This is a genomic window from Xenorhabdus griffiniae (assembly GCF_001028135.1).
Classification (GTDB): Bacteria; Pseudomonadota; Gammaproteobacteria; order Enterobacterales; family Enterobacteriaceae; genus Xenorhabdus; species Xenorhabdus bakwenae.
Window position 1 is genome coordinate 16,084 of record NZ_LDNM01000064.1, and the last position, 20,469, is coordinate 36,552.

The window sequence follows — 20,469 nt, forward strand, 5'->3', positions numbered from 1 at the left end:
CTCAGAATTTGAATCCTTTGTGCAGTGCAACAATTCCACCAGTCATGTTGGTGTAGTAAACCTGGTCAAAGCCCGCCTCTTCCATCATGCCTTTTAACGTTTCCTGATCAGGGTGCATTCGGATGGATTCTGTCAGATAACGGTAACTGTCCGCATCATTCACAACCATCTGACCGATTCGGGGCAGAACATGGAATGAATAAACATCATAAACCTTACTTAACGGTGCCAATACAGGTTTAGAAAACTCCAGCACTAACAAGCGTCCGCCTGGCTTAAGTACCCGATACATGGAACGTAGTGCTTTTTCTTTATCCGTGACATTACGCAAGCCGAAAGAAATAGTAATACAGTCAAAATGGTTATCAGGGAAAGGCAGTTCTTCGGCATTGGCTTGAACATAACTGACATTACCTACGATACCGGTATCGCGTAATTTTTCGCGTCCCACTTTCAACATTGAGTCATTAATATCCGCCAGAACAACTTGACCTTTTTCCCCCACCATTCGGGAGAATTTTGCGGTTAGATCACCTGTTCCACCAGCAAGATCAAGCACCTTATGACCACGGCGAATACCACTTGACTCAATAGTGAAACGTTTCCAGATACGGTGAATGCCAAATGACATCAAGTCATTCATTAAGTCATATTTCGAGGCCACAGAGTGAAACACCTCTGCCACCATCTCTTTTTTTTGTTCTTTGGCTACGGTGCGGAAACCAAAATCAGTGGTTTCTTTTGATTGATCTGCCATGTTATTTGTCCGCTTTTTATTCAAAAAAATTTATAGCCAGTGTACCAGCCTTTCCAACAAAACCCTATCCAGACTTCACTCATTCACCTGCAACGATTGGAAAGATTTATCAATCAACTGTGAATCAATAGGACGCTTCACATCCACGCCTAAATCACGAAATGCTTCGGCCTGACTAATTAAATTACCTCTGCCCTCAACAAGCTTTTTCATTGCAAAATGGTAACTCGCCTGTGCTTTGTTAAGGCTTTGCCCCAATCCTTGCATATCATCCACAAACAACCGCATTTTGTCATACATTCTGGCGGCCTTATCGGCAATCAAACGCGCATTTTGGCTTTGATATTCATAACGCCACAAATTATTGATAATACGAACAGCAACCAGCAGAGTTGATGGGCTGACCAACATAATATTATGTTTCAATGCTTCATCAAGTAATTCTGGGGCCTGATTGAGTGCAACCAGATAAGCAGGTTCCACAGGAATAAACATCAAAACATAATCCAGTGATCGCAATCCGGGTAATTGTTGATAATCTTTTCGGCTCAGGCCGCGAATATGTCCTCTGATAGAGTTGATATGTTCCTGTAATGCCTGCGCCTGTTGTTCTTCGCTATCACTATTGAAATAACGTTCATAAGCAACCAGAGACATTTTGGCATCAATAATGACATCTTTTCCCTGTGGCAGATGCACAATCACATCCGGTTGAAAACGTTCGCTGTTTTCAGCCTTAAGATTAACCTGCGTATCGAACTCATATCCCTCACGCAAACCAGACGCTTCCAAAACCCGAGCCAATACCATCTCTCCCCAATTTCCCTGTATTTTATTGTCTCCTTTCAGGGCCTTGGTAAGATTAATAGCTTCTTTTGCCATCTGTGCATTGAGTTGCTGAAGATGACGAACTTCATGAGTCAAAGTATGGCGCTCGCGGGCTTCCTGCCCAAAACTGTCTTGTACCTGACGGCGGAATCCTTCAAGTTGTTCACGAAATGGCATCAGAAGATTATTGAGGTTTTGACGATGATATTCGTCAGTACTGCGTCGATTCTGATCAAAGATACGATTGGCGAGATTTTCAAATTGGGTACTTAATCGCTGCTCACTGTTGATCAATAAACGCTGCTTTTCCTCCGCAGCCAGTCTGGTTTCTTCAAGCCGGGTGCTCAGTTCTCGCAACTCAACTTCCTGCACACTGTTAATTTCGCGTTGAGCCAGTAACTCTTGGTTTAGTTGAGTGCATTCAGTACGCCAATAGTGGGATTGCTCCAGCTTTTCATGACTAACAGCCTGTTGGCTATATAATTCACGCAGTTCCTGCTCTTTCTGCTGGATCCTCTGCTGAACAGAAAGCCAGACGAAGATCCCTCCGCCCAGCAATCCACCTAAACCACCGATCAGCATGTATAACCACTGGATATCCACTTATACACCCTCGCTAACATCATTTCTCACTAATACCATTTCTCGCTAACGCTATTCTTCATTAACACCATTGGCACTAAATTTCAGTCAACGTTTTCGATTCATTAGACTCAATGTAAGTTAAATAGATGCTGTATAAATGTCCAGAATATCTAATGGCTTTCTTTCAGTCTGCAAAGCGGCTCGCAATTATCCCATCCACTCTGCCAACCAACGCAGGCCAAATGCCCCTGGTGCTAAGATACCGAATGCCCAGATCAATGCGGAAGCTAAATTAGCGAGCTGAAAATGACGTTTTGGCATGGCACAAATTCCAGCCACCAGCGGTACAACTGCTCTCAACGGGCCAAAAAAACGCCCAATGAAAATGCCCCATACGCCCCATCGGTCAAAAAAACGATGTCCGCGAACCAACGTTTGAGGATGGCGGGAAAGCGGCCATATCTTGCCGACATTTTCTTTGTAATGGAAACCAAACCAGTAAGAAACCCAATCACCAAAGAAAGCGCCGGCGGCGGCAGCTAGCCATATTGGCCAGAAGGTTAATCCACTTTCACCAATCAATGCGCCTAACCCCAACAAAATGATCGTTGCTGGTAATAATAGGGAAATAAATGCCAACGATTCACCAAATGCCAGTAGGAAAATGATGGGAATTGCCCAAACTTCATGGTCTTTTACGAAGTTTATGACCAGTTCGATAATTTCATGCAGGCTCACATTAATCTTTCCTGTGTTATCAGTGGGAGGTTATAGGTCAGCCCTGAACAATCCGTCCAATGCTAACATGATATTTTTATTCAAGAAAATAAGCTTGTAGCTTTTCACGCGCAGCGATATTGAGTCCGATATCTTTTTCCAGCCAAATATCTACGCTGCCATAATGCCGGTTAATACTGTTAATTGCTGTCAGCAGAAACTCTTCCTTCACTGAATAAACATAGGCAAATTTTTCGACCACACTTTCACGCATAATTTTTGCGTGTTCACTCAATAAATAGTCGCGGTATGGCGCCAATGTGATATTGGTCAACAAATAATCTTCCATCACCGTATCCAAATCAGCACCCAGTGCGAATAAAACCAGTGCAGAACCCACTCCTGTCCTGTCTTTACCCACCGCGCAATGTTGCACAATTCCGCCTTTCTCTGGTTGCAGCAATAATGTCGCTAACGTCTTATAAGCTGGATTGTTAATGGGTAACAATTCATATAAGCGAGCCATAAATACTTTCGCGTCGAATTGCTCCAGTATTTCTTTGTCTAACTTATCCAGATTAGCATCCACTTCTTTGGAAAGAGGATTAGCTGGAGCATGGTGATAATGCGCGCCATTCCATATGCGATCGGGTTTATCCATAATTTCGCTGTTATCACGATAATCAATGATCTGCAAAAGGTTTTGATCGACTAAAAAAGCCTGATCGTTTTCTGTCAATCTGTCCAGTGATCCTGAACGAAATAACAATCCTGATTTAATTTTAGCGCCATTTTTCAGGGCCTTATTACCCAAATCACGGAAATTAATGCCACCATTCAAAGGAAGCAGTGAAGGATGAGATAGAAATGTTGTGGTCATAGTCACTCTTGTTGCGATTAAAAAAATAGTTAATAGAACAAACTATCTATTAGTACAGAATGTTATGACATTATCAAATTTTGAAATGAAGGGAAAATGAAGGGAGACAAAAGATAACAAAAACGATAGGGCCAGAATGCTCTGACCCTTGATGAAAAACTTCACAGCAGGCGACGGGCGGCCTCCACAACAATCCCCAGTGCATTGCTTTCCGTTTTTTTCAGCAGCTCAACATCGGGGATTTCCTGTTGGGTACGGTTAACGATCACACCGGCTACCATACCAGCCCGTAGTCCCTGACTTGCGCACATGGTCAGCAAGGTTGCTGACTCCATTTCAAAGTTCATTACGCCCATTTCTTGCCATTCTTTCATCGAACCCTGGAAACGGCGCACAACACGACCGGAATAAGTATCGTAACGCTCTTGTCCTGGATAGAAGGTATCGGAAGATGCAGTAATACCAACATGGGTAGCAGAACCCGATGCCTTTGCGGCTTCATACAAGGCATTTGTACACGCAAAATCAGCAACCGCAGGGAACTCCATTGGGGCAAAGTGCAGGCTGGCACCGTCCAAACGAACCGCGGCAGTCGTAACCAATACATCCCCTACATTGATATGTGGCTGAATCGCCCCAGTTGTTCCGATACGCAGGAAAGTACATACTCCTAACTGTGCCAGTTCCTCTACAGCAATCGACGTTGAGGGACCGCCAATGCCTGTAGAGCAGACAACCACAGCCTTTCCGTTGATTTCTGCACGCCAGGTTGTAAATTCACGGTGGGAAGCCAAATGGACTGGGTTATCCATCAGTCGCGCAATTTTCTCAACACGGTTAGGATCGCCGGGTACAATTGCCAGAGTTGCGCCTTGCAGGTCGCTTTTGGTAATACCTAAGTGAAACACATCAGACATAGCAAACTCCTCAGCGGGCATGATTCAAAATTTGAATACCTAAATTTAGTCAATACTCTGACATTTTTTAGTGATTAAAATCATCTTTAATTGATATTAAAAAGAAGCACATACATATATTTGTGATGGTTATCACATTTAAAAAGAAAACGCCCTCTACAGGGCGCTATCCGCATAATAAGTTACATGATGAAATTAAGCAGTAATACACCACACAGTCCAATTCCCCAAGCAATGGTGGTGGGTATCGACCAGATGATAATCTGCTGTCTCACATTCTTAATGCCCATCATCCGGTTAACCACCCAGAAAAAACAATCATTGAAGTAACTGAAAAATAGTGTGCCCATCATCGCCGCCTGAGCCGCCACCAACATATTAACATCCGGTATCTGCTTGATAACCGGCGCAGAAATAGAAGCCGCAGTTATCATTGCCACTGTACCAGAGCCTTGAATTATGCGTATGAGCGTTGCAATGATAAATGGGATCAAGACCGGTGTTATGGGCAGGCTGGCAATATAATGCGCCAATATCGTCCCTGTTGAGCCTTCATTCAACACGGCGCCTAATGCACCTCCCGCGCCTGACACCAGCAAAATAATACCTACCGTTTTTAACCCTGTTTCCAGATGTTCAATCACTTCATGCTTACTAACGTTTGGCATTAAGGTATAAACCGCCAGTAATACACTGATTGCTAGCGCAATAATGGGGGATCCTAGAAAATCAAAAAGCTGAAAATAGAAAGCGTTCTCCTTACCGGCAAACCCATCCATTTTCCGTATCATTCCATTAATGACACCAATAAAAATCAGCATAATTGGCACGACGATGGGTAAAAGCGAAAGAAATAGACTTGGAAGTGATTTTTGCTCTTTCTCTTCCATATAACGCTGATGTACTTGTGGCAAATTTTCTGCACTTTCCTCTGTATCACCCAGTTGATATTGAGGATATTTAGTCTCCAACCACTTTGCATAGCAGGTAATACCCATGACACAGGGCACCGCCAGTATCATACCTGCCAGCATCATTTGGCCGATACTGACCCCGAATATTCCGGCGACACCAAGTGGCCCTGGTGTTGGAGGAACGATATGGTGAGTCACCACTAACCCTCCGGCCAGAGCAACCCCAAGGGACAATACATTGCGTTTACCTTTTTTCGCCAATGCCTTCACCAGCGGATAGAGGATCACAAAAGCTGAATTCACAAATATGGGGATACTGACAATATAACCGGTAATCGCCAAAGCCCATTCTTCGCGCCTTTTACCCAACCATTTAATCAGGCTATAGGCGATTTGCTCTGTTGCTCCCGATACTTCCAATATTCTCCCCATCATGCATCCCAATCCAATCACGATACCGATGTTACCTAATGTCGAACCAAATCCTTTAGCGATGACTTCAACGATATTATTCATAGTCAAGCCGCCTGATATTCCGGCGATTATTGCCGCAATTAGCATAGCAATAAGGACATGAACACGCGTGCGCAAGACCAGAAAAACCAGCGTAAATACCGCCACTCCCAATCCAATAATTGGAATATAAAACCCCATCACAAAACCTCATTAAAAATGGATAAATTGGAACATGCCATATTTACAATGCGTTTCGCTATCAGAAATCGATTTTTTCCAAGGAAAATTTCAGGCCAGACCCGGGCTGCTTTAAATATAATGAGCTGAAAAAGAGGTATTGCCGAGATAAAACGAATAGTTGCGAATCGGGCTTGTAACAGCGCGAAGGCAGCACCAGCATATGCATGATAGATTGGATTGAAGATCAGCGTTTGTCTGGTCTTATCGATAAGGTCAGCCAAACGCTGACGTCTCAAAAAATCTGGATTTAAAATCTGCGGGCATTGGATCTGTTGAAGATTAAGCGGCCAAGAAAACTCGCTTTTTCACCCGCTACATGAATCTGACTGTAGCGGGTATTTTCATCACTTATTAAGTTTAAACTGAACAAATAAACTCTAAATTAGCCATTTAATGAAGAGCGTAAACGTGTTGCCGCTTCAACCATGTTTGCCAACGCTTGTCTGGTTTCTGTCCAACCGCGAGTTTTCAAGCCACAGTCTGGGTTTACCCACAAACGTTCAACCGGAATACGATCAGCCGCTTTGCGTAATAATGACTCAATCCATTCGACGCTGGGGACGTTTGGTGAGTGAATATCATACACACCAGGCCCTATCTCATTCGGATAAGAGAAATCTTCGAACGAATCCAGTAACTCCATATCCGAGCGTGAGGTTTCAATGGTGATTACATCCGCATCCAGCGCTGCAATGGACGGCATGATGTCATTGAACTCGCAATAACACATATGAGTGTGGATTTGGGTATCATCTTGCGCAATGGCTGCGCTCAATTTGAAAGCATCTACCGCCCATTCCAGATATTCCTGCCACTCTTCTCTGCGCAGTGGCAAGCCTTCACGCAATGCCGGTTCATCAATCTGGATAATGCCGATGCCTGCCTTCTGCAAATCATCAACTTCATCACGCAAAGCCAGTGCGATCTGTTTAGCGATAGTTTCACGGCTGATATCTTCCCTTGGGAATGACCAACAGAGAATGGTCACAGGTCCCGTCAACATGCCTTTGACTGGCTTATCAGTCAAGGATTGTGCATATGTCGCCCAGTTCACTGTTATCGCCTCTGGCCGACTGATATCGCCAATAATTACCGGTGGTTTCACGCAACGGGAGCCATAACTCTGTACCCAGCCATTTTGAGTAAAGACATAACCGTCAAAGTGTTCACCGAAATATTCCACCATGTCGTTACGTTCAGCTTCACCATGTACCAATACATCCAACCCCAAACGCTCCTGCTCTTGGATCGCCTGTTTGATATGCTCACTGATATTGGCTCGGTAGTGCGTACTATCCACCCGACCTTTTTTGAAATCGAGACGCAGGCTACGAATTTCCGTTGTTTGCGGGAATGAACCTATGGTTGTTGTTGGCCACAACGGTAAGTTATAACGCTGACGCTGGAGCTTGGCACGCTCAGGATATACCTGATGACGTTCGCTATCCTGTGGCTTAATTGCCGCAATGCGCCCAGCGACCGCTGGATTATTCACCCTTGTGGAACTGCGACGGGCGCGAACTGGGGCACTATAGGCATCCAGATCTGCCTGTTTACTGCCTTCCGGCGCATTCAATGCTTGTGACAGCAAAGAAAGTTCCGCACATTTTTGCAATGCAAAGGCAAACCAGCTTTTCACTTCTTCATCCAATCCTGTTTCGTCATTCAGATCAATGGGGCTATGCAGTAATGAACAGGAAGTGCCGATCCATACATTTCTTTTACCAACCAATGGGGCGACAAGCGGGTATTTTTCACTCAAATCGGCTCGCCAAACGTTGCGGCCGTTAATCACCCCCAATGAAAGCAACCAGTCTTCCGGCAGAGATTTATCCAAATGCTCAAGAGAATCCTGTCCCGCGACCAAATCAACATGCAATCCTTGCACTGGTAACGATTTGATGGTTTCCAGATTGTGACCGATGCTGTCAAAATAGGTCGTCAGCAACAATTTCACTTGTCCTTCAAGTGCTTGATAAGCCGTTGAGAATGCCGCCTGCCACTCTTCTGGTAATTCCAGTACCAGAGCCGGTTCATCAATCTGTACCCATTCAATGCCGCGTGTTGCCAGTTCTGCCAACACCTGCTGGTATACCGGCAGGATATCCTTTAATAGAGACAGGCGATCAAAAGCCTTGCCTTTTACCTTACCGAGCCATAAATAGGTCACGGGTCCCAAAAGGACAGGTTTTACGTTGTGTCCCAATGCCAGAGCTTCATCAACTTCGTCCAACAACTGAGTCCAGCCCAACTTAAATTCCTGCCCTTCCTGAAATTCAGGCACGATATAGTGATAATTGGTGTTAAACCATTTAGTCATTTCCGAAGCAGCCGCAGGTGTCCCTGTTGGAGCACGACCACGGGCAATGCGGAACAGCGTATCCAGATCAATATTGCCACCTTCATTTTGATGACGCGGTGGAACATTGCCCAATAACAGGCTGGTGGTCAATACTTGGTCATACCAGGCAAAATCACCAACGGGGACTAAATCAACGCCCGCTTCTTTTTGTTGTTGCCAGTGACGTGCACGTAATTCACGACCTGTCTCCAGCAATTCCTGTTGAGAAATTTTGCCCGCCCAATAGCTTTCTTGCGCTTTTTTTAGCTCTCTTTTCAATCCGATACGTGGAAAACCTAATGTATGATTCAGAACCGTCATGTCGTCACCCTGTAATTTTTAGCCGTCTAGATGTTTACACTTCTATAATCAACAGGTAAGGTATAAACCACAAGCGCAAATTATTCATTATCATCTTGAAGGTTTTTCATGATCGAACTAAAACACTTAAAAACGCTGCAAGCACTGAACCAGTGTGGCTCACTCGCCGCGACAGCAAATTATTTGCATCAGACGCAATCGGCCCTTTCTCATCAGTTCAGTGAATTAGAACATCGGCTGGGATTTAAACTATTCATTCGTAAAAGCCAACCCTTAAAGCTAACCCCCCAAGGGGAAGTGCTGTTGAAGCTGGCAGAGCAAGTCTTGCCCTTAGTGACCGCTTCCTTACGTGAATGCCATGAGCCGGAAGAGACAAACTTACGCATTGCCATCGAGTGCCATAGCTGTATTCAATGGCTGACACCCGCACTGAAGCGTTTTCGTGAAAGTTGGCCGCAGGTTAATGTGGACTTTAAATCTGGTGTGACATTTGATCCTCAACCTGCACTGCAAAAACGCGAGCTGGATATCGTTCTGACATCTGACATTATTGCAGACAGTAACCTGCATTATACGCCGCTGTTTGATTATGAAGTGAAGCTGGTGCTCGCGCCGGATCATCCACTGGCCAATAAACGTGATATTCGTCCACAAGATCTCGCCGCAGAAATTTTGCTGATCTATCCCGTCCAGCGCCAACGGTTTGATATCTGGCGTCGTTTTCTCCAGCCTGCGGAAATTACGCCAACATTAAAAGCTGTCGATAATACACTATTGCTGATCCAGATGGTTGCCGCCCGATTGGGTATTGCCGCGTTACCACACTGGGCCGTGGAAACATTTGAAAGACAAGGATTGGTTGTCACTCAGACATTGGGAGAAGGGTTATGGAGCAGATTGTACGCTGCCAGCCGGGAAGGGGAGCAGCGTCAACCCGCTATCGATACCTTTATTCGTTCTGCGCGCCAGCACGCGGTGGACAATTTGCCGTTTGTGAAACAGGTTTCAGTATCCAACGGTGATGCACCCAAAGCGACGCAACAATCAGGCTGCCTCCAATGGTAAAGTTCAGCCAATTCGGATGCTGCTGCCAAATCGCAAAATTGACCAATAACCCTGCCGGAACCAACATATTATTCATAATTGCCAGTGTTCCGGCATCGACCTGAGTGGCACCACAGTTCCACATAAAGTAGCCAATCCCCGATGCCCCAACACCCAGCCAAATCAAGACTCCCCACTGTAGCTGAGTGGTTGGCAATTTTTGCGGATCACCAAACATCAGCCAACCGATGATAGCGACAGCACAAGCGCCCAGATAAAACCATGAAAATGCCACTCGTTGTGGGATCGGGTGGATCTCCATCAAGCGCTTATAACCGACTTGACCAATTGCAAAGAAAATATTTGCCAATTGCACTAACAGCAAGCCAATCCAGAAAGACTCACTCAATCGGTCATAACGAATAATCGCTGCGCCAGCCACTGCCAGTAAAGAACTCAAGGCATAACTCCAGCGCAATCGCTGACGTCCCATCAGATCATACATTAATGTGACATAAAGCGGCGTCATGATGGTAAACAGCAAAAATTCTGCCACGGTCAGATAGTGATAAGCGTGAAATACAAACAAATACATCACACCAAGCTGACAGGCCCCGACAGCCATATACAGTGAAATGACTTTCAGCGATAACCCACGCCAGCGCAAAAATGGTAAAAATACCATTGCTGCCAATATGACCCTGACAAGAACCGAAAACCAGCTATCAACCTGACCAGCAAGATAAGCGCCAATCAGGCTAAATGAGGCGGCCCATAAAAATGTTGTGATCGTTAACAGCCACATAATTTATTGGTCTTTTACCTTTTATTGATCTTTCTCTACTTATTGATCTTTCTCTACTAAAAGCGCTTCTAGCAAATCAAGATCATGCAGCAACGTTTGTAGTGTTTCATTACTAATCTTACGGGTGGCACGCAGGTGATATAACTCTCCTCGTTCAGCCCTTAATGCCGTCAAACGGAAGCGGCGTTCCAAATCTTCAATCATCAGGTTATGTTCGATTTCATCCGTTCCCGCAGTACGACGCCGCAAATAACCGGTAACGCGAGAAGCAATCTCACTAATAACCTCAGCATCCAGTTTTTCTTCAGTACTGGCCGACAGACGCTCTTCCATCTTATTCATACTGACAATAGCAACTTCAGCCATGGCCGATTTTGCCATTCTGATTTCATTGAGATCTGCCAGCTTATCACCGACTTTCATGCCACGCAGCAGCAAAGGTAAAGCGACAACCCCGACAAAAAGGGAGAACAAAATCACGCCCGCTGCAATAAAAATCAACTGATAACGCGCCGGGAACGGATCACCATCCGGTAAGAACAAGGGAACAGACAGCGCACCTGCCAGCGTAATTGCCCCTCGAACACCCGCGAATGAAGCCAGCCACAACTCACGTGCCGTATAGGAGGCAAACTGAAGGGGTTTTTTCTTTATCAGCATCTTGCTGATATTTTTCATCAACCACAACCAGCAGAATCGCAGTAATACCAGCGCAACATAAATGATGCCAACGGCAGCAAATAGCATCCAGGTTTCAACATGTGGGTCAAGTTCAGCCTGTTCCACCGATGTTTCCCAGATACCCGGCAATTGCAGCCCCAGCATGATGAACACCAGGCCATTGAAGACAAAGGCCAGCATTCCCCATACGTTATCGGCACGCAGACGCATATCCAGTGGCGCGTTGCGGATCACGCCGGCCTTACTGATAGTCATACCTGCGGCAACCGCTGCCAGAATTCCTGAGACACCAATATGTTCGGCAATCATATAAGAAGCAAACGGCAACAGCATCATAAACATGATTTGAGTTGCCGGATCATCGCCACTCCAGCGACTCATCAATCGCAGTGATTTACTGTATAACCAGGTAATGGCGATACCCGACAGTAATCCCCCCACCGCCACCTTGAAAAACTCAACCGTTGCACCAGTGACAGTAAATACCATCGTGCCCATAGCAATCGCTACAGCAAATTTCAGAGCCACCAGACCGGAAGCATCATTCATTAATGCCTCTCCTTCCAGCACGCTCATCATATTTTTAGGAATACGATCTTTTCCGACAATGGATGATAATGCCACCGCATCTGTTGGGGATAATACAGCCGCCAGTGCAAAAGCAGCAATAAGTGGAATACTCGGCAATAACCAATAGATCAAATAACCAATGCCAATAACCGTCACCAAAACCAATACTAAAACTAAAATGACGATTTCACGCCCATGCTGAAAAAACTCTCTGGTTGGCGTTTTCCAACCATCAACAAATAACAAAGGAGGGATAAGTAATACGAGGAAGAGTTCTGGATCGAAAGTAACGTGTAAACCAAAATGAGGCCAGGCCAGCAACGCACCCATTGCTATTTGCACTATCGGCAAGGGGATACGGAACGGAATCATTTTAGTAAGAACACCAGAAACTGACACCACCAAAATCAAGATCAAGATAGTAAAGAATATTTCCATGTTACCCTTACAAATTGCCAAAAATCCGTCAGTAGAAAGATTGTGACTGTTTTTTAATGTTAATAATAGCGCTAATAACCATAAATATTACAGTTATTAAAGAAAATCAAAAAACAATCACATTATGAATCAATCAGTATTGATTCATATTTCTATTTTATGCTTATCGGCCAAAGTGTATTGAAAAATTAGCACATTTTAGAAGATGTCTGGTGGTCACCAGATAACTCACAGTGGAATGGAAAAATATAACAGGAATAAGGATACGCAAACTCTCAGTGTTCGCGCATCCTATTTAAATTAGATAGCCCAATTTCCGGCATAAAATACCACTAATACAATGGCAAGTATCACCGTACCAGTATTCAGCTGACGCCATTCCCCCGCAAAGATACGCCCAACCACTAATGCACTGAAACCCAGCATAATGCCGGTGACGATGTTACAAGTCAGCACGATAAATACAGCACACAGTAAACCTGACATTGCATCCACAAAATCATCAAAGTTTAGTTTTCGCACATTACTCAGCATCAGTAATCCGACATACATCAAGGCAGGAGCCGTAGCATAGCCGGGAACTAAATACGACAGCGGAGACAGGAATAAAATCAACAGGAATAAAATACCGACAACAGAAGCTGTTAAACCTGTTTTACCACCCGCAGCGGTTCCTGCGGCAGACTCAATATAAACCGCAGCGGGAGAAGAACCGATAACCCCAGCAAAAATACTACTGACAGAATCGGCTGTCAGTGCCTTGCCGCCATTGATAATCTGGCCTCTCTTATCCAATAAATTGGCTTGCCCCGCCACCGCACGGATCGTACCCGTCGCATCAAATACGGCTGTCATGACCAGCGCCAGAACACTGGGTAAGACAATAGGCTGTAAAGCGCCCATGACATCCATACTGAACATCAGGGACAAGCCATCTTCCCCCAAGGTAGGAAATTTAAAGAATCCTTGATATTTAACGGCAGGATCAAAAATCAAGCCAATAATAGAAATCGCAATAATGATCAGCAAGATACCGCCAGGCACCTTCTTCCGTTCCAGACCGATAATTCCCGCCAGCCCCAATAACGTCATCACCACGGGAAATGACGTCAATGAACCAAAGGACACAGGCAAGCCAGCGTTTGGATTCTTCACCACCAGACCCACGCCATTGGCGGCAATCAACAATAAAAACAACCCGATGCCAATACCCGTTCCATGTGCAATACCCATTGGCATATTGCGCAAAATCCACGCTCGCACACCGGTTACTGAAATTAACGTAAACAAACATCCCATCAGGAAAACCGCACCCAATGCCACCGGAATGCTGACCTGTTGCCCTAATACCAGGCTGAACGCGGTAAATGTAGTCAACGAGATTGCACAACCAATCGCCATTGGCAGATTAACCCACAATCCCATCAATAACGAACCGATACCGGTCACCAGACAAACAGAAATAAACACGGCGGTATGAGGAAATCCGGCTTGCCCAAGCATCCCTGGTACCACAATAACGGAATAGACCATCGCCAAAAATGTCGTTAACCCAGCGAGAACTTCCTGACGTACCGTCGATCCGCGTTCAGTAATCTTAAAATACCTATCGAGTTTGCATTGTGTTGGTGCCTGCATACCAGACATGTTTTTCCCCTGCTTCTGTTAAATATATCGCTTTAAAAGCCCTCTCCCTATTTCTTCACCTCTTCAAACGAAAACGATTACGTCACAAGATAATAAAAATCAGTGCTGCATTCATTGGTTCAACCATTCGTTCGCGCAATCGTTTGGCTTTTTGAGTAAAGAAAAAGTGAGAAAATTTGAAGCCGACGATTATCCAGTGAATCAGGGATAAGAATCAAGCGATAATCACATCGACGATGATAAAACTCATGCTCTGTAAGATACATTTTTATGCGGCCTTTAGGCCTGACCTTGTGTAAAATCCCCTCAATTCAATTTTTAACGGGTTCATTAGGATTTCTGTAAAAATTAAGGAGATAAACCATGACAACTTATGCTCTGGTAGGTGATATCGGCGGTACAAATGCACGCCTGGCATTATGTGATGTAGATACCGGGCAATTGAGCGCGGTCGAATTCTATCCCTGTGCGCATTATGCATCGCTTGAAATTGTTATCCGCCAATATTTGAAACAACAGAACTGTGAAGTCAAATATGGCAGTATCGCTATTGCCTGTCCGGTGACGGACGATGTAATCAGCATGACCAACCACAGTTGGCGTTTTTCTGTTAGCCAAATGAAAGCCTCTTTGGAGTGGGAACGTTTTGAGGTGATTAACGATTTTACTGCCGTTTCCCTCGCCATTCCGGTTCTGGGAACAGATGATGTGATTCAGATTGGTGGCAAGCAACCTCAGGCGAAACGCCCTATTGCGGTTTATGGTGCGGGAACTGGGTTAGGAATCGCGCACCTTGTTCATACAGGCAGCCAATGGATGAGCTTACCGGGTGAAGGGGGTCACGTAGAGTTCGCGCCAGATAGTACGGAAGAAGATCATATGTTGAGCGTACTGCGCGAAGAATATGGTCATGTCTCCGCCGAACGAATCCTTTCCGGCCCTGGTTTAGTGAATATTTATCGTTCCCTGATGAAACTCAACAGCCAAGTCGCCGAGGATCTTACCCCTAGCGATATCTCTGACCGTGCACTGAGTGGAAATTGCCCGATCTGCAAACAGGCATTAGAACTCTTCTGTACCGCGCTAGGGCGTTTTGGTGGAAATTTGGCGCTGAATATGGGTGCATTTGGCGGTGTTTACATTGCGGGCGGGATCGTTCCTCGTTTCCTTGATTTCTTCCAAAAATCAGGTTTCCGGCAAGGGTTTGAAAACAAAGGCAGATTTACAGACTATTTAAAAGATATTCCTGTGTATCTGATTACTCATGACAAACCGGGGTTATTGGGTGCGGGATATTATATTCGCCAATTGCTGGGTAAAACGATTGGTTAAATAGAACCGAGATATTTATATGTGCTCATGCTATTTATTTGTTTGATTTACTGGTGTAATTTTGAGCAACATTTAGCATGAGTATTTTATGAGTGAGCTGTTTAATGACTATTCCTCCCGAAGCAGATAAAACGTTGGTGATCATCCAGAAGCGATTAGCGGAATCGCTGGTCGCTGTCTACCTTCATGGTTCGGCTGTGGTTGGTGGTCTTCGCCCTCGCAGCGATGTAGATTTACTCGTGGTTATTGACCAACCGATGACATCTGAGGTTCGGGCATCTCTCGCTGCCGATTGGGCGGCTGCGCGTCTTCCAGCCACACAGGCCGCAGTCTTAACTGATGCGCGGGAAACCTATTTGAAAGGGCATGAAGAAGATTGGAAAAATCGCCAACAAGAACTTCAGCTTACGGTAAGTTCGCTGCACGATTGTGTGCTAACGAATCTGTGTACATTGGCTCAGGATTAATCTGACAATTACCGAAACAAAACGGACAATTGCCAGATCAAATTTAAACGACTATAGATCGCAAAATCTATGACTGGTTCTGACCAGAATCAAGCCGCTTTTTCAGTCCACTCAGAAAGGAATATCATCATCGAAATCTATTGGCGGCTCATTGCTCTGTGGCATAGGCGACTGCGCTGGGCGAGATGGAGCACCGCCACTGAATTGCTGAGAGGCTTGTGGTTGCTGTGGTTGCCCCCAACCGCCTTGTGCTAGCGCATCCTGTGCTGCGCCACTACGGCTACCCAACATTTGCATAACGCCACCGATAGGATTGACTACAATTTCCGTGGTGTAACGGTCTTGGCCGCTCTGATCCTGCCATTTGCGAGTCTGCAAAGAACCTTCAATATAAACCTGAGAACCTTTGCGCAGGTATTCACCGGCGACTTCTGCCAATTTGCCGAAAAACACGACACGGTGCCATTCGGTCTTCTCTCTCATCTCACCGGTTTGCTTATCGCGCCAGCTCTCAGACGTTGCCAGAGTAATATTGGCAACTGCCCCGCCATTCGGCATATAGCGAACTTCCGGGTCCTGCCCCAAATTACCCACTAAAATAACTTTGTTTACGCCTCTGCTGGCCATTGGAAATACTCCTGATGAAATGAATTTTGCTAAAAACGGATTTCTCTAATTATAAGCAAAGTAGTTTACCATGCGAGGGATAAGTTTAAACAGAGAGCCGTTATATTATACTTTGCGAAGAGCATCGTACTTTCCATTGTCATTGTCATTGTCATTGTCATTGTCATTGTCATTGTCATTGTCATGGTTACAGCACGATTGTCCGTTAAACACTGGATATCCATTCAGCAATGTTTGTGCAATAATAACGCGTTTATGAGTTTTGCACTATCAATAATCTGGGAAGTGGTATATGGATAACATCGAAGTTCGGGGCGCCCGCACCCATAATCTTAAAAATATCAATTTAGTAATTCCCCGTGACAAGCTGATAGTCATTACCGGGCTATCTGGTTCCGGTAAGTCATCTTTGGCTTTCGATACCCTGTATGCAGAGGGGCAACGTCGCTATGTTGAATCCCTCTCTGCATATGCACGCCAGTTTTTATCACTGATGGAAAAACCGGATGTCGATCACATTGAGGGGCTATCTCCGGCCATTTCCATTGAACAAAAGTCTACTTCCCATAACCCCCGCTCTACGGTCGGAACGATAACTGAAATTCACGATTATCTTCGTCTGTTATTTGCACGAGTGGGTGAACCACGCTGCCCTGAGCACAATATCACCCTGGCGGCACAAACGATCAGCCAGATGGTCGATAACGTTTTGACACTGCCAGAAGGCCAACGCTTGATGTTACTGGCTCCCGTCGTCAAAGAACGTAAAGGAGAGCATACCAAGCTGCTGGATAATCTCGCGGCACAGGGTTATATCCGTGCCCGTATTGATGGTGAAGTGTGTGACCTCTCCGATCCACCAAAACTCGAATTACAGAAAAAACACACTATCGAAGTCGTCGTCGACCGCTTTAAAGTGCGTGCTGATCTCGCCCAGCGATTAGCGGAATCATTCGAAACTGCATTGGAACTTTCCGGCGGTACTGCCGTCATTGCCAATATGGATGATACACAGGCCGAAGAACTGATCTTCTCCGCCAATTTTGCCTGTCCAACCTGTGGTTATAGTATGAGCGAGTTGGAGCCGCGCCTGTTTTCCTTCAACAATCCCGCTGGTGCTTGCCCTACTTGTGATGGATTAGGGGTTCAGCAATTTTTTGATCCCGAACGTGTTGTCCAGAATGAAGGGATCTCCCTTGCCGGCGGGGCGATCCGTGGTTGGGATCGCCGTAATTTCTATTACTTTCAAATGTTAAGATCACTGGCAGAACACTACAAATTCGATATCGAAACACCGTTTAATCAATTGAGCCTAACCCTTCAGAAAGTGGTTTTATACGGTTCAGGTAAAGAATCCATCGAATTTAAATACACTAATGATCGTGGTGATGTGACGGTTCGTCACCATCCGTTCGAAGGTGTGCTGCATAATATGGAACGCCGCTATAAAGAGACGGAATCCACCGCAGTACGGGAAGAGTTGGCAAAATATATCAGCAATCGATCTTGCGTTTCCTGCGATGGAACGCGGCTGCGTAAGGAAGCGCGTTATGTCTTTATCGAAGATACTACGCTGCCACAAATTTCGGATTTCAGCATCGGTCATACAATGGCATTTTTCCAAAATATCAAACTGAGTGGACAACGCGCCCAAATTGCCGAAAAAATCCTGAAAGAGATCCGTGATCGCCTGAAATTCTTGGTTAATGTTGGCTTGAATTACCTGACGCTCTCCCGTTCCGCAGAAACGCTTTCCGGTGGGGAAGCCCAGCGCATCCGTTTGGCGAGCCAGATTGGTGCGGGTCTTGTCGGTGTGATGTATGTGCTGGATGAGCCTTCCATTGGTCTGCATCAGAGGGATAATGAGCGTTTGCTGGAAACCTTGCTGCACCTGCGCAATTTAGGCAACACGGTTATCGTTGTCGAACATGACGAAGATGCCATCCGTGCGGCTGACCATATTATTGATATCGGACCGGGCGCAGGCGTACATGGTGGCGAGATTGTTGCCGAAGGAATACTGAGCGATATCATGGAGAGTCCCAAATCGCTCACCGGAAAATTCCTCAGTGGTGAACGTAAAATTGCTATTCCAGAGCAGCGCGTGTCTGTTGATCCAGATAAAATGCTGAAATTGATTGGCGCAAAAGGCAATAACCTGAAAAAGGTGACATTAAAACTGCCTGTTGGCCTGTTTACTTGTGTTACTGGGGTTTCCGGGTCCGGTAAATCAACGTTGATCAACGATACGCTGTTCCCTATCGCGCAGCGTCAGTTGAACGGGGCCACAAATATTAATCCTGCGCCTTATATCGATATCCAGGGTCTTGAGCATTTTGACAAGGTAATCGATATTGACCAAAGCCCGATTGGCAGAACCCCTCGTTCAAACCCTGCCACTTATACTGGCATATTTACGCCTGTCAGAGAGTTATTCTCAGGCGTTCCTGAATCCCGTACCCGTGGCTATACACCTGGGCGTTTCAGTTTCAACGTTAAAGGCGGACGTTGTGAAGCCTGTCAGGGCGATGGCGTAATTAAAGTTGAGATGCATTTTTTGCCTGATGTTTATGTGCCTTGTGACCAATGTAAGGGTAAGCGTTACAATCGTGAAACGCTGGAAATCAAATATAAGGGCAAGAATATTAATGAAGTGCTGAATATGACCATCGAAGAGGCTCGTGAGTTTTTTGATGCAGTTCCTGCCCTTTCCCGTAAATTGCAAACTTTGATAGATGTCGGTCTTTCCTATATTCGTCTGGGCCAATCCGCAACGACACTTTCTGGCGGGGAAGCTCAACGGGTAAAACTGGCACGGGAATTATCCAAGCGGGGTACAGGCCAGACACTGTATATTCTTGATGAGCCAACAACTGGCCTGCATTTTGCGGATATTCAGCAACTATTGTCCGTTCTGCATCAATTGCGGGATCAAGGAAATACGATTGTCGTTATTGAACATAATCTGGATGTGATCAAAACTGCTGACTGGATTGTCGATCTTGGCCCTGAAGGTGGTAGCGGCGGTGGTGAAATATTGGTTTCAGGAACACCAGAAGAAGTGGTTCAGTGTGAAAAGTCTCACACGGCTCGCTTTTTGAAATCGGTACTTGAACAAAATTAATTTATTAATTTCGCAACTAAATTTCTGACAATCCTCCCCACTATGTGGGGAGTTTTTTATTTATTTTCCACACAATTATTAATCAGATTCATCTTCCTACGTATAGAAATGCTTTTTCTTACCGCCAATTCAGATGAAACAATTTTTCCTGAATTAATATGGTATTGTATTGTTGTTCTAATATTATTAATGCTCACATGACCAAAGTATTAATGCCATAATGACATTACATATGCTTCAAATTTATAATGGAGATTAAACATGTACATGTTTTTACCGTTCTTAATTGCGCTAGTTATCATCATCACTATCATTACCGGCAAAAAAAAGCTGACGTATACCCTGTGGTTTGCTTTATTCATCATCACGGTATTTTGGTTCAAATACCATGCCACTGATGCATTGAACCTTTCTTTCTAATCGGAGGCCGTAATGAATAATACAATGTCAGCACCCCGTAATATTAACCTTGCAATGGCCTTGAATATTCTGGGATTGTTAGGTATTAGTGTTGTTTTGATCGTCGCATTTTATTATCAATTAGCGCGTTTTGAACTTCCCTGCCCATTATGTTTATTGCAGCGAGCAGGCATTATCATGATTGGTTTTGGATTTTTATTTAATATTTATTTCGGCATAAAAAATGCCCATTATAGCCTTTCACTACTTGGCTGCATTGTGACTGGTTTCATTGCCATGCGTCAGGTTTCTCTCCATATAGCAAAATCATCATAACATGGCATATTCAATATGCTCTGTAAACAGCTCATCAACTGAA

17 protein-coding genes and 1 pseudogene are annotated in these 20,469 nt (G+C 45.0%); 6 read left to right on the plus strand and 12 right to left on the minus strand.

Translation table 11 applies throughout. The features are described from left to right. Position 1: 1 nt before the first annotated feature. From ubiE to metE, 8 genes are all read right to left on the minus strand, one after another. Positions 2-757, minus strand: coding sequence for a bifunctional demethylmenaquinone methyltransferase/2-methoxy-6-polyprenyl-1,4-benzoquinol methylase UbiE (gene ubiE, locus AAY47_RS13465; protein ID WP_047770661.1), 756 nt, complete (start codon positions 755-757; stop codon positions 2-4). A 75-nt stretch (positions 758-832) separates the two neighbouring features. Further along, positions 833-2,167 carry a DNA recombination protein RmuC gene (gene rmuC, locus AAY47_RS13470; RefSeq protein WP_047770676.1) on the minus strand — a complete coding sequence of 445 codons (1,335 nt, stop codon included), beginning with the start codon at positions 2,165-2,167 and terminating at the stop codon, positions 833-835. Positions 2,168-2,377: 210 nt separating this feature from the next. Continuing rightward, the gene (locus AAY47_RS13475; protein WP_047770662.1) at positions 2,378-2,908 is read right to left on the minus strand and encodes a DedA family protein; all 531 of its coding nucleotides are present in this window, start codon (positions 2,906-2,908) and stop codon (positions 2,378-2,380) included. A 76-nt stretch (positions 2,909-2,984) separates the two neighbouring features. After that, positions 2,985-3,767, minus strand: a complete 783-nt coding sequence (locus AAY47_RS13480; RefSeq protein WP_047770663.1) for a tyrosine-protein phosphatase — start codon at positions 3,765-3,767, stop codon at positions 2,985-2,987. Between the two features lie 161 nt (positions 3,768-3,928). Further along, positions 3,929-4,684: a uridine phosphorylase gene (gene udp, locus AAY47_RS13485; protein ID WP_047770664.1), complete on the minus strand. Its 756-nt coding sequence runs from the start codon at positions 4,682-4,684 to the stop codon at positions 3,929-3,931. Positions 4,685-4,866: 182 nt separating this feature from the next. Continuing rightward, the gene (locus AAY47_RS13490; protein ID WP_047770665.1) at positions 4,867-6,252 is read right to left on the minus strand and encodes a GntP family permease; all 1,386 of its coding nucleotides are present in this window, start codon (positions 6,250-6,252) and stop codon (positions 4,867-4,869) included. Continuing rightward, complete coding sequence (locus AAY47_RS13495; RefSeq protein ID WP_047770666.1) at positions 6,252-6,515, minus strand: hypothetical protein; 264 nt, start codon at positions 6,513-6,515, stop codon at positions 6,252-6,254. The genes AAY47_RS13490 and AAY47_RS13495 overlap by 1 nt, the downstream gene beginning before the upstream one ends. A gap of 161 nt (positions 6,516-6,676) precedes the next feature. Then, on the minus strand, positions 6,677-8,956 hold the full coding sequence (metE, locus tag AAY47_RS13500) for a 5-methyltetrahydropteroyltriglutamate--homocysteine S-methyltransferase (protein WP_047770667.1): 2,280 nt from the start codon (positions 8,954-8,956) through the stop codon (positions 6,677-6,679). Between the two features lie 108 nt (positions 8,957-9,064). Between metE and metR the strand changes: the two genes are divergently transcribed. After that, a complete protein-coding gene (metR, locus tag AAY47_RS13505; protein ID WP_047770668.1) occupies positions 9,065-10,021 on the plus strand; it encodes an HTH-type transcriptional regulator MetR in 957 nt (318 codons plus the stop codon). Here metR and AAY47_RS20720 read toward each other — a convergent pair. The 3 genes from AAY47_RS20720 to AAY47_RS13515 all read right to left on the minus strand — a co-directional run bounded on the left by AAY47_RS20720 (position 9,906) and on the right by AAY47_RS13515 (position 14,141). After that, entirely contained in the window at positions 9,906-10,805 is a 900-nt protein-coding gene (locus AAY47_RS20720) for a carboxylate/amino acid/amine transporter (protein ID WP_072059794.1), read from the minus strand. The genes metR and AAY47_RS20720 overlap by 116 nt on opposite strands. Positions 10,806-10,844: 39 nt before the next feature. Beyond that, positions 10,845-12,494, minus strand: a complete 1,650-nt coding sequence (locus AAY47_RS13510; RefSeq protein ID WP_047770669.1) for a Na+/H+ antiporter — start codon at positions 12,492-12,494, stop codon at positions 10,845-10,847. Between the two features lie 300 nt (positions 12,495-12,794). Then, positions 12,795-14,141: an NCS2 family permease gene (locus AAY47_RS13515; protein WP_047770670.1), complete on the minus strand. Its 1,347-nt coding sequence runs from the start codon at positions 14,139-14,141 to the stop codon at positions 12,795-12,797. A 363-nt stretch (positions 14,142-14,504) separates the two neighbouring features. Here AAY47_RS13515 and glk point away from each other — a divergent pair, with 363 nt between their 5' ends. Next, positions 14,505-15,473 carry a glucokinase gene (glk, locus tag AAY47_RS13520; protein ID WP_047770671.1) on the plus strand — a complete coding sequence of 323 codons (969 nt, stop codon included), beginning with the start codon at positions 14,505-14,507 and terminating at the stop codon, positions 15,471-15,473. 104 nt (positions 15,474-15,577) lie between these two features. Then, a complete protein-coding gene (locus AAY47_RS13525) occupies positions 15,578-15,940 on the plus strand; it encodes an aminoglycoside adenylyltransferase domain-containing protein (protein ID WP_053014285.1) in 363 nt (120 codons plus the stop codon). A 111-nt stretch (positions 15,941-16,051) separates the two neighbouring features. Here AAY47_RS13525 and ssb1 read toward each other — a convergent pair whose 3' ends face one another. Beyond that, a complete protein-coding gene (ssb1, locus tag AAY47_RS13530) occupies positions 16,052-16,567 on the minus strand; it encodes a single-stranded DNA-binding protein SSB1 (protein ID WP_047770672.1) in 516 nt (171 codons plus the stop codon). A gap of 292 nt (positions 16,568-16,859) precedes the next feature. Between ssb1 and uvrA the strand changes: the two genes are divergently transcribed. The 3 genes and pseudogenes from uvrA to AAY47_RS13545 all read left to right on the plus strand — a co-directional run. Then, positions 16,860-19,691: an excinuclease ABC subunit UvrA gene (uvrA, locus tag AAY47_RS13535; protein WP_047770673.1), complete on the plus strand. Its 2,832-nt coding sequence runs from the start codon at positions 16,860-16,862 to the stop codon at positions 19,689-19,691. A gap of 261 nt (positions 19,692-19,952) precedes the next feature. Then, the gene (locus AAY47_RS22270; RefSeq protein WP_167400589.1) at positions 19,953-20,111 is read left to right on the plus strand and encodes a DUF5993 family protein; all 159 of its coding nucleotides are present in this window, start codon (positions 19,953-19,955) and stop codon (positions 20,109-20,111) included. A gap of 12 nt (positions 20,112-20,123) precedes the next feature. Then, positions 20,124-20,411: pseudogene (locus AAY47_RS13545) on the plus strand (disulfide bond formation protein B); the annotation flags it as partial. Positions 20,412-20,469 lie beyond the last annotated feature (58 nt).